The 13846-nt window shown below is 75.4% G+C and carries 9 protein-coding genes; 2 read left to right on the top strand and 7 right to left on the bottom strand.

What is annotated here, in order from left to right; all coding sequences use genetic code 11:
- Positions 1-16: 16 nt before the first annotated feature.
- From ABZ881_RS15415 to ABZ881_RS15405, 3 genes are all read right to left on the bottom strand, one after another.
- Positions 17-3400, bottom strand: coding sequence for an error-prone DNA polymerase (locus ABZ881_RS15415; RefSeq protein WP_358485037.1), 3384 nt, complete (start codon positions 3398-3400; stop codon positions 17-19).
- A 164-nt stretch (positions 3401-3564) separates the two neighbouring features.
- Positions 3565-5142 (bottom strand): MFS transporter, encoded by a 1578-nt coding sequence (locus tag ABZ881_RS15410; protein ID WP_358485034.1) that lies wholly within the window; start codon positions 5140-5142, stop codon positions 3565-3567.
- 111 nt (positions 5143-5253) lie between these two features.
- Complete coding sequence (locus ABZ881_RS15405) at positions 5254-5832, bottom strand: NAD(P)H-dependent oxidoreductase (protein WP_358485033.1); 579 nt, start codon at positions 5830-5832, stop codon at positions 5254-5256.
- 224 nt (positions 5833-6056) lie between these two features.
- Between ABZ881_RS15405 and ABZ881_RS15400 the strand changes: the two genes are divergently transcribed.
- Positions 6057-6665 carry a TetR/AcrR family transcriptional regulator gene (locus ABZ881_RS15400; protein WP_358485031.1) on the top strand — a complete coding sequence of 203 codons (609 nt, stop codon included), beginning with the start codon at positions 6057-6059 and terminating at the stop codon, positions 6663-6665.
- A 497-nt stretch (positions 6666-7162) separates the two neighbouring features.
- A complete protein-coding gene (locus ABZ881_RS15395; RefSeq protein ID WP_358485029.1) occupies positions 7163-8605 on the top strand; it encodes a M28 family peptidase in 1443 nt (480 codons plus the stop codon).
- A 34-nt stretch (positions 8606-8639) separates the two neighbouring features.
- Here the strand turns inward: ABZ881_RS15395 and ABZ881_RS15390 are convergent, their stop codons facing one another.
- The 4 genes from ABZ881_RS15390 to purN all read right to left on the bottom strand — a co-directional run bounded on the left by ABZ881_RS15390 (position 8640) and on the right by purN (position 13728).
- Complete coding sequence (locus tag ABZ881_RS15390) at positions 8640-10205, bottom strand: DNA polymerase Y family protein (RefSeq protein ID WP_358485027.1); 1566 nt, start codon at positions 10203-10205, stop codon at positions 8640-8642.
- The gene (locus ABZ881_RS15385; RefSeq protein ID WP_358485026.1) at positions 10202-11257 is read right to left on the bottom strand and encodes a hypothetical protein; all 1056 of its coding nucleotides are present in this window, start codon (positions 11255-11257) and stop codon (positions 10202-10204) included. The genes ABZ881_RS15390 and ABZ881_RS15385 overlap by 4 nt, the downstream gene beginning before the upstream one ends.
- Positions 11258-11551: 294 nt before the next feature.
- Complete coding sequence (gene purH / locus ABZ881_RS15380) at positions 11552-13111, bottom strand: bifunctional phosphoribosylaminoimidazolecarboxamide formyltransferase/IMP cyclohydrolase (protein WP_344029063.1); 1560 nt, start codon at positions 13109-13111, stop codon at positions 11552-11554.
- Between the two features lie 2 nt (positions 13112-13113).
- On the bottom strand, positions 13114-13728 hold the full coding sequence (gene purN / locus ABZ881_RS15375) for a phosphoribosylglycinamide formyltransferase (protein WP_358485024.1): 615 nt from the start codon (positions 13726-13728) through the stop codon (positions 13114-13116).
- Positions 13729-13846: the final 118 nt, after the last annotated feature.

The following is a 13846-nucleotide window of genomic DNA, read 5'->3' as shown; positions in this document are numbered from 1 at the left end:
CGCGCGGGTGGGCGCCTCAGCGGAAGTCGCGGGACCGCACCGTGACCGCCAGCGGCATCCGCTGCAACCGGTCGGCCAGCAGGTTCAGCACCCCCTCCGGGCTGCGTTCCAGCCGGCCGCGCACCAGCAGCGCGGCGCTGCCCAGCGCCACCGACCGGTACCGCGCCCACAGCCCCTCCGAACAGGTCACGTTGAGCATCCCGGACTCGTCCTCCAGGTTCACGAACGTCACCCCGCCCGCCGTCGCCGGACGCTGCCGGTGGGTGACCAGACCACCGACCAGCACCCGCGGCGGCGCCTCCGGCCCGGACCGGTGCCGGTCCTCGTCCGGGCGGGCCTGCTCCCGGCGCCCGACGGCGTCGAGCCGGTCGATCCGGATCGCACCGAGCGCGTCGAGCTCGCTCCGCAGGTGCTGCACCGGATGGCTGTCCGGGGAGACACCGGTGGCCCAGACGTCGGACACCGTCAGCTCGGCCTCGGTCATCCCGGGCAGCGCGGGCGCCGTCAGGCCGACCGCGGTTCCCGGCAGGTGCTCCGGGCGCACCCCCGCCACCACACCGGCCGCCCACAGCGCCTCCCGCCGGTCCACCCCGAAGCAGCCGAACGCACCGGCGGTGGCCAGCGCCTCGGCCTGCGGGCCGGTCAGCCGGACCCGGCGGGCGAGATCTGCGAGATCGGCGAACGGCCCGCCCGCGTCCCGCTCGGCGTCGATCGTCCCGGCCAGCTCGGCGCCGATCGTCCGGACCCCGGACAGGCCGAGCCGGACCGCCCGGCCGCCGGTGCCCGTCCGTTCGTCCTCCGGCACGGCCTGCAGGATCGCGTCGGCGCGGCCGTGGTTCACGTCCGGCCCGCGGACCGGCACCCCGTGCCGGCGCGCGTCGGCGACCAGCGACTGCGGCGAGTAGAAACCCATCGGCTGGGCATTGAGCAGCGCCGCGCAGAAGGCCGCCGGGTGGTAGCGCTTGAACCACGCCGAGTAGTAGACGAGCGCGGCGAAGCTGATCGAGTGGCTCTCCGGGAAACCGAAGTTCGCGAACGCCAGCATCCGGGTGAAGATCCGGTCGGCCGGCTCGCCGGTGATCCCGTTCACCGCCATCCCGTCGAAGAACCGGGTACGCAGCCGCTCCATCCGCTCGGTGGACCGCTTGGCCCCCATCGCCCGGCGCAGCTCGTCGGCCTCGGCGGCGGAGAACCCGGCCACGTCGACCGCGATCTGCATCATCTGCTCCTGGAACAGCGGGATGCCCAGGGTCCTGTCCAGCGCCGGGCGCAGCAGCTCGTGATCGTGCTCCCACTCCTCGAGGCCGTTGCGGCGGCGGATGTAGGGGTGCACCGAGCCGCCCTGGATCGGGCCGGGCCGGATCAGCGCGACCTCGACGACCAGGTCGTAGAACTCGCGCGGGCGCAGCCGCGGCAGCGTCGCCATCTGGGCCCGGGACTCCACCTGGAACACCCCGACCGAGTCCGCGCGCGACAGCATCGCGTAGACCTCCGGATCGGACTCGCCGATCTCGTGCAGCGCGATCCGGGTGCCCTCGTGCTCGGCGACCAGGTCCACCATCAGGTGCAGCGCGGTGAGCATCCCCAGGCCGAGCAGGTCGAACTTGACCAGCCCCGCGGTGGCGCAGTCCTCCTTGTCCCACTGCACGACCGTGCGGTCCGCCATCCGGGCCCACTCCACCGGGACGACCTCGGACACCGGGCGGTCGCAGATGACCATCCCGCCGGAGTGGATGCCCAGGTGCCGGGGCGCCCCCAACAGCTGGCCGGCCAGCTCGACGAGCCGGTCGGGCATGTCCTGCGGCAGCGCCTCCGCCTCCAGGGCGTGCCACCGCTCGATCCGCTTGCTCCACGCGTCCTGCTGGCCGGGCGAGAACCCGAGCGCGCGGGCGGTGTCGCGGACCGCCGACCGCGGCCGGTAGGTGATGACGTTCGCGACCTGCGCGGCGAACAACCTGCCGTAGCGGCGGTACACGTACTGGATGGCCTCCTCCCTGCGACCGGACTCGATGTCCAGGTCGATGTCGGGATAGCCGTCCCGGTCCGGGGACAGGAACCGCTCGAACAGCAGGCCGTGCCGCACCGCGTCGACGTTCGTGATGCCCAGCGCGTAGCAGACCGCGGAGTTCGCCGCAGAGCCCCGGCCCTGGCAGAAGATCCCCGAGCGGCGGCAGAAGTCCACGATGTCGTGCACGATCAGGAAGTAGCCGGGGAAGTTCTTCCGCTCGATGATCGCCAGCTCGCGCTGCACGGTGTGCGCGGCGAACGGGTGCTCGGCCTCGCTGCCGTACCGGGTCATGACGCCGCTCCGGGTCAGCTTCCGCAGCCAGGTCGCCTCGGTCTCGCCCGGTGGCACGTCGAACGGTGGCAGGTCCGGGGCCACCAGGTGCAGCTCGAACGCCAGCTCCCGGCCCAGCTCCGCGGCCCGGGCGACCGCGCCCGGGTACCGCTGCTCGAACCGCAGCGCCATCTCCGCCCCCGAACGCAGGTGCGCGGTGCCCGCGGCGGGCAGCCAAGGGTCGATCTCGTCCAGGCTGCGGCGGGCCCGCACCGCGGCGACCGTGGCCGCCAGCGGCGCCCGGTCCGGTGTCGCGTAGTGCGCGGCGGTGGTCGCGACGGTGTCCACCCCGGCCGCGGCCGCCAGCGCGGCCAGCGCGTCGTTCCGCTCGGTGTCGCACGGATCGCCGTGCGCGGTCAGCTCGACCCGGACGTGCTCCCGGCCGAACCGCCGCACCAGGCGCTCCAGCTCGGCCGCGGCAGCCGCCGGATCGCCCCGGTCGAGTGCCCGGCGCACCGCGCCCTTCCGGCAGCCGGTCAGCACGACGACCTCGCCCGCGGTGTCGGCGACCACCTCGTCGACCTCGTAGATCGGGCGGCCCTTCTCTCCACCGCGCATCTGCGCGGTGGAGATCGCGCGGCACAGCGCCCGGTACCCGGACGGGCCGCGGGCCAGCAGGAGCAGGTGCTCGCCCTCCGGGTCGGCGGCACCGGCCTGCGGGGTGGACAGCCCCAGGCTCAGCTCGGCGCCGAACACGGTCCGCATCCCCAGCGCCCGGGCGGCCTCGGCGAACCGGACCACGCCGTACATTCCGTCGTGGTCGGTGAGCGCGACCGCCTCCAGGCCCAGCTCGGCGGCCCGCTCGACCAGCTCCTCCGGTGAGCTCGCGCCGTCGAGGAAGCTGAAGTGCGAGTGGCAGTGCAGCTCCGCATAGGGGACCGCGCCGGCCGGGGCCGGGCGCAGGCCCTCCGGCGGCCGGTAGGGGCCGCGATGCGCGGACCAGGCCGGGGAGTCGCCCCCGTCGGCCTCCGGCCCGCCGCTCAGCGACGAACCCGTGACCGAGCGGCCGGAGAGCGCACTCTCCAGCTCGGACCACGGGACATCCGGGTTCTGCCAGCCCACAGACGGAGCATAGTCGAACTGACGTTCGATTTCGAGTCTCGGCACTGTTCCGCCGGGGCAACGCGAGGAACATCGCGGTGAAGTCGGTGGCCATCATGAACAGCGGCAACGCCAACACCGGCAGTGCGGCCCAGGCAGGCCAGGTCGGCGGCGGCGGAGCCGCCTCAGGAGCAGTCATCAGCGACCTCCCGTGCCGGGGTCGCCGAGCGGAGAAGTACCGGTACCAGCAGTGCCGCCGCCGTCGCGATCACCGCCCCGACGACCGCACCGGTCCGTAGCCCGCCGGTGAAGGCGTCCCGGGCCGCCGCGATCAGCTCGGTCCCCAGCTCGGGCATCCGCTCGGCGACCGCCAGCGCGGCGGGCATGCTCTCCCGCGCCTCGTCCGCGACCGGTTGCGGGATCGCGGCCGGCAGTGCGCCGGAGAGCACGGCCCGGTAAGCGACCACACCGACGGTGCCGCCGACCGCCACGCCCAGAGCTGTCCCCAGCTCACCGCCGACCTCCTGGATCGCGGCGGCGGACCCAGCACGCTCCGCCGGCGGCGTCGAGATGATCAGATCGCTGACCAGGGCGATCGCCACGCCGTGTCCCAGGCCCACGAGCGCGACGGCACCCACGACGACGGGTGCGGAAACACCGCCGGCCAGGATCGCGACGAGCCACATGCCGGCCGCCGTCACGGCCAGGCCGCCGGCGATCACGGTGACCTGGCCGAACCGGGGCACGAGTGCCGGGGCAGCCAGCGCACCGGCGATGTTCAGGACGATGTAGGGCACCGTCCACAGCCCCGCCGCGAGCGGGCTCAGACCGAGCACCCACTGCAGGTACTGGGTGAACAGGTAGAACGACCCCACCACAGCGATACCGATCACCAACACCATGCCGACCGAGGTCCCGAACCGGCGGTCCCGGAACAGTTCCAGGTCCAGGAGCGGGTCCGGCAGCCGCGACTGGCGATGCACGAAGGCGGCCAGCAGTCCCGCCCCGGCAACCGTCACGGCCAAGGGTGGCAGAGCCGTCACCGGCTCGACCTCCTCGACGGCCGCGGCGAGCTCCTGCAGGCCGTACACCAGCAACAGCACGGCCCCCACGGAGAGAACGACGCTGAGCGGGTCCAGCCGTCGCACGGCCGGCTCCCGGTACTCCGGCAGTAGCGACCGCCCGACCGCGAGCAGGATCAGCAACGGGGGAACGTTGACCAGGAACACCGATCCCCAGTGGAAGTACTCGAGCAGGACGCCGCCGAGCAGCGGCCCGACCGCACCACCCGCGGAGAAGCCGACGAACAGCACGGCGATCGCGAACCGGCGCTGCCCGTCGTCGCGGAACATGCTGCGCAGCAGCGCAAAGGCCGGTGGCATCAAGGCCGCACCGGCCACGCCGAGCAGGGCCCGGACCACGATGAGCATCTCAGGGCCGGTCGAGTACGCGGCCACCAGCGAGAGTACGGCGAAGGCGGCCGCGCCGAGCAGCAGCAGCCGGCGCCGCCCGACCCGGTCGGCCAGGCGTCCCATCGTGACCAGGAACCCGCCGACCAGGAAGCCGTACACGTGCAGGATCCACAGCATCTGTGCCGCACCGGGCTGCAGGTCCGCGGCGATCGAGGGCATGGCCAGGAAGAGCACCGTCAGATCGGACGCCAGCACCAGCACCGGCAGCAGCAGCACGGCCAGGCCGAGCCACTCCCGCCAGCCGGCGCGCCCGTCCGCGGCGACACCCTCCGGTTCCGGTCGGGCAGTCATCAGTGGCCTCCCGCGCCGGGAGAACCCCCGGCGACCGGATCGGTGCAGGTCGGGTCGGGCATCGGCCTTCTCCTCACGTGCGGTTGTTCGGTGTGTGGACGACCGGCCCTGTCAGGCCGACCGGGAGTAGGGGACCCGATCCCGGTGGGTCCGCAGGGCCTCGGCCCACCAGCCCAGTTGGTCGAGCAGCCCGTCCAGCGCCGCGGCGGTGCCGGGATCGACCGGTTCGAACGGGAACGGCCAGTCGCGGAAGTGGAAACTGACCACGTCACGGACGGTCGCGGCGTGCAGTTCGGCGAAGACCAGCCGCAACGCCTCCACCGCGCGGAGTCCACCGCCCATCCCGCCGTAGGACACGAACCCGACCGGCTTCGCCGCCCACTCGTCGAAGAACCAGTCGATCGCGGTCTTCAGCGCCGCCGGGAAGCTGTGGTTGTACTCCGGCGTCACGACGAGGAAGGCGTCCGCGGCAGCCAACCGAGTGGCCAGCTTCGCCACCGGATCGGGGACCGGATCGTGTTCGCCCCCGAGTACCTCGGGGAGCGCGACGCGTGCCAGGTCGACGACGTCGATCTCCAGCGCTGCTCGCCGGCGGGCGTGCCCGGCCACCCAGTCCGCCACCGTCGGCGCGAACCGCCCGTGCCGGGTACTGCCGACGATGACCGCCAGCCGGATCGGATGTTGCTGCATCGGGCCACCTCCGGCTAGTTATATTACGATCTGTCTTGTAATGTAACGGCGTCGCGGTGGCGCGTCCAGAGGATTCCGGCGCGGATCGTTACGATCCGTCCCGGAACGCAACCGGGTTACGGTGAGGACATGCCCAGGAGAAGGCCACCCACGACATGACGGCCGGCAGGACGGCCGTGTCCCGGTCGAGCGGGCGCCCCCGCGATCCACACATCGACAGGGCCGTGCTCGACGCGACCCTGATCCTGCTCGACGAGTCCGGATACGGCGCCCTCTCCCTGGAGGAGGTCGCCCGCCGGGCCGGCACGACCCGCCCGGCGATCTACCGGCGCTGGAGCGGCCGGGCCCGGCTGGCGCTCGCCGCCATCGCCGCCCGGCTCGACCTGCCGGAGTCCCCGGACACCGGTTGCACGCTGTGCGACTTCGGCGAAGGCCTGGCGGTGTTCCTCGCCGAGTTCCGGGCCATCCGCCCGGACGTACTCGGCTCACTGTTCGCCGAGTGTTCCGGCGATCCGGAGCTGCGCGCGCAGTACATGCGGATCGTGTTCGACCCGCCCCGCACGGCCGTCGGCGCGATGCTCGATCGGGCCGTCGCAGCCGGGGCGCTGCGCCCCGACACCGATCGCGAACTGATCCTCGACCTGCTCGGCTCCCTGGTGTACTACCGCGCGCTGTTTGAGGACACCCACCTCAGCGATGCCGAGGCCGAGAAGCTCGTGGAGACGCTGCTGCGCGGCGCCGCGGTCGACTACGAGGCACTCGTCGCGCACAGCGAGGCGATGGAGGAGCACCGGACGGTGGCCGACGGCGCGCCGCCCCACGCCGTGCACTGACCGGGAGCGCCGGGGCAGCGGAGCAGCCGTGCGGGGACCGGCCGGCAGCTCCCCAGCACCGGCCGGCCCCGCACGGCGGTACCGAGCTCCTCCGCGACACCGGCCGCTCCCCAGCGCCGGGCCGCGGGGCCACTCGGAAGGCCCTCGGATCCGTCGGCGGGTCGCTCCCCGCCGACGGATCCGATTCCACCAGCCGAACCTGTGGGACGGCTGAGATCCGACCGTGGATAGGCCGTGGACAGCACGCGGACAGGCTGACCGGCCCCGCCCGCGCCGGTCGTGGCAGGCCCGGACGGCCGATCACCGCTACCGTGTCGTGATCGCCGTTTCACGGCGTGTCCACACCCGATGCCGGATGCTCGGCCGTTGTGGACGGCACGGACGACGACCGGCGCCGGGCCGGGCAGCGGGGGTGGGGGGCCATGCGGTCGGGAACGAGGGGAACGACAGGAGCAGCGGGCGCACCGGGGCGGCGCACCGGCCGCCGATGGGCACGCGTGCTCGGTGCCGGGATCACCGCGGCCGCGCTGGCGGCGTGCGCCAATGTGCCCGCCGGGCCCGGCGCGGCGGCGACCCTGGACACCGGCGCTGCCGGCGCCGGCCAGGCCGATCCCGGTCTGCCGGAGCGGCTCGCCGCCGCGGTCAGCGCCGACGCCGCCTACGCCCACCTGCAGGAGTTCGAGCGCATCGCCGACGCGAACGACGGCAACCGCGCGGTCGGCACCTCCGGCTACGACGCGAGCCTCGACTACGTGGTGGGCGAGCTGCGCGAGGCCGGGTTCGAGGTGCAGACCCCCTCGTTCGACGTCCGCACCTTCACCTCGAACGACGCCCGGCTGACGGTCGCGGAGGCGCCCGTCCCCACCGAGGTGCTCAGCTTCTCCCCCGCCACCCCGCCCGGCGGGCTGACCGCGCCGCTGTCCGTGCGGGCGCGCACCCCGCAGGACCCGACCCCGGGCTGCGAGGCGGAGGACTACGCCGGGATGCCGGCCGGGGCGATCGCCGTCGTCGAGCGGGGGGTCTGCCCGTTCGGGCAGAAGTCCCAGCTGGCCGGGGCGGCCGGGGCCGGTGCGGTGATCATCGTGAACACCGAGGACGCCGCGCTGCCCGCCACCCTCGGCGACACCCCGGAGGTGGTCCCGACCGCATCGGTGACCCGGTCCGCGGGCGAGGAACTGCAGGACGGGCAGCAGGCGACCCTGCTGCTGGACACGACGATCGAGCAGCAGACCTCGCGCAACGTGATCGCCGAGACGACGACCGGCGACCCGGACCGGGTGCTGGTCGCCGGGGCGCACCTGGACTCGGCGCCCGAGGGGGCCGGCATCAACGACAACGGCAGCGGCAGCGCGGCGCTGCTGGAGGTCGCGCAGCAGCTCGGCGCCACCCCGCCCGCGGCGCAGAAGGTGCGTTTCGCCTGGTGGGGCGCCGAGGAGATCGGCCTGGTCGGTGCGGCGCGGTACGTCGAGGGGCTCTCCGACGAGGATCGGGCCCGGATCGCGCTGTATCTGAACTTCGACATGGTCGCCTCCCCGAACCCGGCCTACCTCGTCTACGACGGCGACGACTCCGACGGGCTCGGCGGCGAGCCCGGGCCGCCCGGCTCGGACACCGCGGAGCGGGTGCTGACCGAGGCGCTCGTCGCCGCCGGTGTGACCGGCCCGGAGGGGACCGCCTTCGACGGCCGCTCGGACTACGGGCCCTTCATCGACGCCGGGATCCCGGCGGGGGGCCTGTTCACCGGTGCCGAGGAGCAGAAGACCCCGGAGCAGGCGCAGAAGTGGGGCGGCGCGGCGGGCCAGTCGTTCGATCCCTGCTACCACACCGCCTGCGACCGGCTGACCAACATCGACCGCACGGCGCTGGACCGCAACCTCACCGCGATGGGCTCGGCGATCGGCCGGTTCGCGGTGGACCTGTCCGGGGTGCCGGCAAGGTGAGCCGCCGGGCCGGGCCCGCCCGGCCGGCGGCGCCTCAGTCGTAGACACCGGCCACCGCCCAGCCACCGGCCCGGTGCATCAGCAGCAGCGCCGTCCCGTCGGCGAGGACGGCCTGCACCCGCACCGCCGGGCCGGGGTCCCCCGGCACCCACCAGCGGGCCCCGACCGGCCAGGGGCCTGCCCACCCGGTGATCTCCCGGTCCGGGCCGCCGCCCCCGGAGATCCGGTGCGGGACACCGTCGAGCAGGTCCGGGGCGGCCGGGTGCACCTCGGTGCCGCCGGCCGCGAGCAGCCGGACCGGCACCGGCTCCGGCGGCACCGTCGCCGGGGACGGCGCGGGCAACCGCCCCGGCCAGGACGGCGGCGGGTCCTTCGGTGAGGCGCCCGCGCCCCCGGGGGTCCGCTCCTCCCCCCAGGGCACCAGCCGGACCCGTTCGCCCGGGTCCCGCCCACCGACCGGGACCGCGGTGAGCACCGCCTCCGGGCCGAGCAGCGCCTGCACCCGGACCAGCGCCCGCCCGGCCCGCTCGTCGGACTCGCCGACGTCGCCCCACAGCCCGCGTTGCAGCGCGCCGGCCTGCACCGTGTCCTCCGGGGTCAGGCGCAGCGCGACGAGCGTGCCCGAGCCGCCGCGCCCGAGCCACGAGTCGAGCTGCCAGCGCACCCGGTCGACCGTGCCGCCCGGGGTCAGCGGCTCGGCGCACCGCCAGACCCGCAGCAGCTCCTCCCCGCTCTCGGTGCGTGCGTGCACCCCGAGCCGGGTGCAGGCCAGACCGTGCCCGGCGAGCGCCTCGTGCAGCCGGGTCGCCAGCCCGCGGGCGGCGAACGCGGCCGCGTCCACCCGGTCCACCGGCGGATCCAGCTCGATCGCCGCGGCCAGCTCCTCCGGCGGCACCCGGCGGGCCGGGGGCCGCGGATCGAGGCCCCGGGCCAGCCGGTGCGCGGCCACCGCGTCGGCACCGAACCGGGAGGCGACGTCGGCCTCGGCGAGCTCCGCGAACGCCCCCAGCGACCGCAGGCCGAGCCGGCGCAGCAGATCGACCAGCGCGGACCGGTCGACATCCGGATCCCGGTCCAGCTCGGCGACCTCCAGCGGGGCCAGGAACTCCGCCGACCGGCCCGCCGGCACCCCGCGCCCGCGGCGGGCCGCGAGCCCGGCGGCGAACATCCCGTCCGCGATGCCGATCTGGCACTCGGTGGCGGCCCGCAGCGCGACCTGGTCGATCAGCCGTTCCACCGCGGCCCGCTCGCCGCCGAACCAGCCGACCGGGCCGCGCGCGGGCAGCACCAGCAGCCCGGGCCGGACCACCTCGACGCCGGGGGCGAGTTCCTCGACCGCCGCCACAACCGGCTCGAACAGCCGGGCGTCCCGGCCGGGATCCGGCGCGAGCACCGCGAGCCCCGGGCAGCGGGCCTGTGCCTCGCGCCGCCGCAGCCCGCGGCGCACCCCGTGCCTACGGGCGGTCGCCGAGCAGGCCAGCACCCGGTTGGCGTGGAGCACCGCCGCCGGACGGTGCACCGGCACGTGCGCGGCCCGGGCCGCCGCAGTGACCGGCCAGTCCGGGGACCAGACCGCGAGCACCCGGGCCGCGGCGCTCATCCGGCCACCCGCACCGCAGCGGCCGGCCCGGGCGGTGCGGCCGGCGCGGCCGGCGCGGACAGTCCGGCCGGCGCGGACAGTCCGGCCGGCGCGGCCTGCCCGGCCGGTGCGACGGCGGTTCCGGGACCGGCCGGGGCCTCGACGACGGTCCCGCCCGGGCCCGGCAGCAGCACCTCGACGCCCCACCCCGCCGGCCCGATCCCGCGGCCGTGCGCGCGCACCTCCACCCGGCGCGACCGGAGCCGGCCCGTCCCCCGGCCGGCCCCTTCCCAGCGCGCCCGCTCGCAGTGCAGCCGCAGGTCCGCCCCCGGCCAGGGGCCCAGCGCCAGCAGCACCGCCCCGCGCTGCCGGGCGCGGGCCGCCAGCCGCTGCCGGTCCGCCGCGCGCAGCCCGGCCCGCTCCGGGCCCGCCACCACGACCAGATCCAGCCCGTCGAGCAGGGCCGCGGCGACCGGCACCACGTCGATCCCCGGGTCCGGGACCAGCGCCAGCCGGTCCAGCCGGACACCGCTCTCGGCCGCCGCCGTCGCCCCCAGGCCCGGACGGCCGACCACCCCGGCCCAGGCGCCCTCCGCGGAGGCCGCGGCCAGCAGGGCGAACAGCAGCGATCCGGCGCCGGACCCGGCGCCGACCGCGACCGTGGAGCCGCGGCGCAATCCACCCCCGGGCAGCAGCCCGGACAGCGGGCCGGGCACCGGCAGCACCGGATCGCCCGGCGCGTCGTCGATCCCTGCGGCGGGACCTGTCCCGGCACCTGTCGCGGTACCCGCCGGGCGCGCGGGCCCGGTGCGGGGGACCCCGCGCGGCCGGGACCGCTCCGGATCCACCCGGGCCTCCATCCGGTGCAGCACCCGCCGCGCTGCGGCCAGCCGGTCCGCGGGTGACGCACCGACCGGTGCGCGGGGCCCGGCATCCCCGGGACCGGCGCGGCCCACGGGGACGGGCTCCCCGTCCGTCCCCGTGTACCCGGCGCCGATCACCGGGCCCGACACCTCCGCCGGGTCGAACACCGGCTCCGGGCCCCCACCCGCACCGGCATCCACTGCGCTCACCACTGCACGGCCCACCACTGCACGGACCTCCCCCGCTCCACGCACCGTGGCCGGTCAGCTGACCGGCCGGAACCTGTCCGGCGCGCCGTGGGGAAGACGGCGCGTGATCGAACTTACGTTCGAATCATAGGGCCCGGCCCGGCGCTGCACAGCCCCCGGTCGGGGGATGCCCGGGCCGATGCGGAGCACCGTCGCACGGCACCCCGACAGTTTCGGCCGGGCGGCTCACGGACCCCGGACACGGCGCGGCCCGGGCCGCCCGCGGCGACCCGGGCCGATGGCCGGGGGACGAGGTCAGTGCGCGAAGTGCCGGGTCCCGGTCAGGTACATCGGGACGCCCGCCTTCGCGCAGGCGGCGATCACCTGCTCGTCGCGCACCGATCCGCCGGGCTGCACGACGGCGGCGACGCCGGCGTCGAGCAGCACCTCCAGCCCGTCCGGGAACGGGAAGAACGCATCCGAGGCCGCGACCGAGCCGCGCGCCCGGTCACCGGCCCGCTGCACCGCGAGCTTGGCCGCGTCCACCCGGTTGACCTGGCCCATGCCGACCCCGACCGCGGCGCCGTCGTGCGCGAGCAGGATCGCGTTCGACTTCACCGCGCGGCAGGCGCGCCAGGCGAACGCCAGGTCGGCGAGCGTCTCCTCGGCGACCGGGTCGCCGGTGACGAGCTTCCACGCCGCCGGGTCGTCACCGTCGGCGTCGACCAGGTCGCGCTGCTGGACGAGCACCCCGCCGGAGATCGGCCGCAGCTCCACCCCGGATCGGGCGACCTCGCCGGGGATCCGCAGCAGGCGGACGTTCTTCTTGCGCGACAGCACCTCCAGCGCACCGTCGGCGTAGGAGGGGGCGACCACCACCTCGGTGAAGATCTCCGCGACCTGCTCGGCCAGCTCCACCGAGACCTCGCCGTTGACCGCGATCACGCCGCCGAAGGCGGACACCGGGTCGGTGGCGTTGGCCTTGCGGTGCGCCTGCGCGACGTCGGTGCCGACCGCGATGCCGCACGGGTTCGCGTGCTTGATCACCGCGACGGTCGGCTGGTCGCCGTGGTCGTGCGCGGCCCGCCAGGCGGCGTCGGCGTCGACGAAGTTGTTGTAGGACATCTCCTTGCCGTGCAGCTGCTCGGCACCGGCGAGGCCGGGGGCGCCGTCGGTGTAGAGCGCGGCGGCCTGGTGCGGGTTCTCGCCGTAGCGCAGCGACCGCTCGCGGTTCCAGGTGGCGCCGATCCAGGTCGGGAACGGCCCGGCGTCCTGCTCGGGCGCCAGCTCGCCGCCCATCCAGGACGCCACCGCGACGTCGTAGCCCGCGGTATGCCGGAACGCCTCGGCCGCCAGCCCGCGCCGGTCCTCGATCACGAACCCGCCCGCGGCGACCTGCTCCAGCACCCAGTCGTACCGGGCCGGGTCGACCACGACGGCGACGCTGTCGTGGTTCTTCGCCGACGCCCGCACCATCGCCGGACCGCCGATGTCGATCTGCTCGACGATCTCGTCCCGGCCGGCGCCGGAGGCCACCGTCTCCCGGAACGGGTACAGGTTGGACACCAGCAGGTCGAACGGCGCGATGCCCAGCTGCTCCAGCTGGTCGACGTGCTCGGGCTTGCGGGTGTCGGCGAGCAGCCCGGCGTGCACCCGCGGGTGCAGGGTCTTCACCCGGCCGTCGAAGCACTCCGGGAACCCGGTGACCTCCTCGACCGCGGTGACCGGCACGCCGGCGTCGGCGATCCGCGCGGCGGTCGAGCCGGTCGAGACGATCTCCACCCCCGCGGCGTGCAGACCGGTCGCCAGGTCCAGCAGCCCGGCCTTGTCGTAGACGCTGATCAGGGCCCGGCGGACCGGCCTGCGCTCACTCATGTTCACCTCGTGGGTTCGGAGGCGGTGGTCCCCGATGCGGCGAGCCGCCGCACCGTCCCGACCAGCAGCCGTCGTTCCTCGGTCTTGATCCGCTCGTGCAGGACGGTCTCGTCGTCGCCCGGGAGTACCGGCACCTCCGCCTGCGCGAGCACCGGCCCGGTGTCCAGTCCCGCATCGACCTCGTGCACGGTCGCGCCGGTGACGTCCACCCCGGCGGCCAGCGCGTCACGCACCGCGTGCGCGCCGGGGAACGCCGGCAGCAGGGCCGGGTGCGTGTTCAGCATCGGGCATCCGAGCGCGTCCAGGAAAGCCGGTGCGACGAGCTTCATGAAGCCGGCCCCGACGACGAGGTCCGGTCGGTGTGCCGTCACGGCGGCGGCGAGCGCCCGGTTCCATGCCGCGCGGTCGGGATGGTCACCGACCCGTTCGACGAAGGTGGGCAGGCCGGCGGCGCGTGCCCGGTCCAGCCCGGAGGCCCCTGGCCGGTCCGCGCCGACCGCGACCACTGCGAACTCCGGGCCCGCCGCGTCGAGCAGTGCCTGGAGCAGGGTCCCGCCGCCCGAGATCAGGACGACGATCCGGAACCGGCCGGTCACCGGCTGTTCGTCCGCGCCCACTGCTCTCCCTCGACATCGCCCCGCGGGCCGTCCCGCTGCACAGGCCAGGGTAGGCGGGGGCCCGCCGGGCGGTGCCGGGGCCCTGTCCGGGCGGGAGATCCGGCGGCGGTCAGTGGTC

Origin of the sequence: Pseudonocardia sp. NPDC046786 (genome assembly GCF_040645415.1) — a bacterium.
In the GTDB taxonomy this organism is placed as follows: domain Bacteria; phylum Actinomycetota; class Actinomycetes; order Mycobacteriales; family Pseudonocardiaceae; genus Pseudonocardia; species Pseudonocardia kongjuensis.
This window is presented reverse-complemented; position numbering and strand designations above follow the sequence as displayed.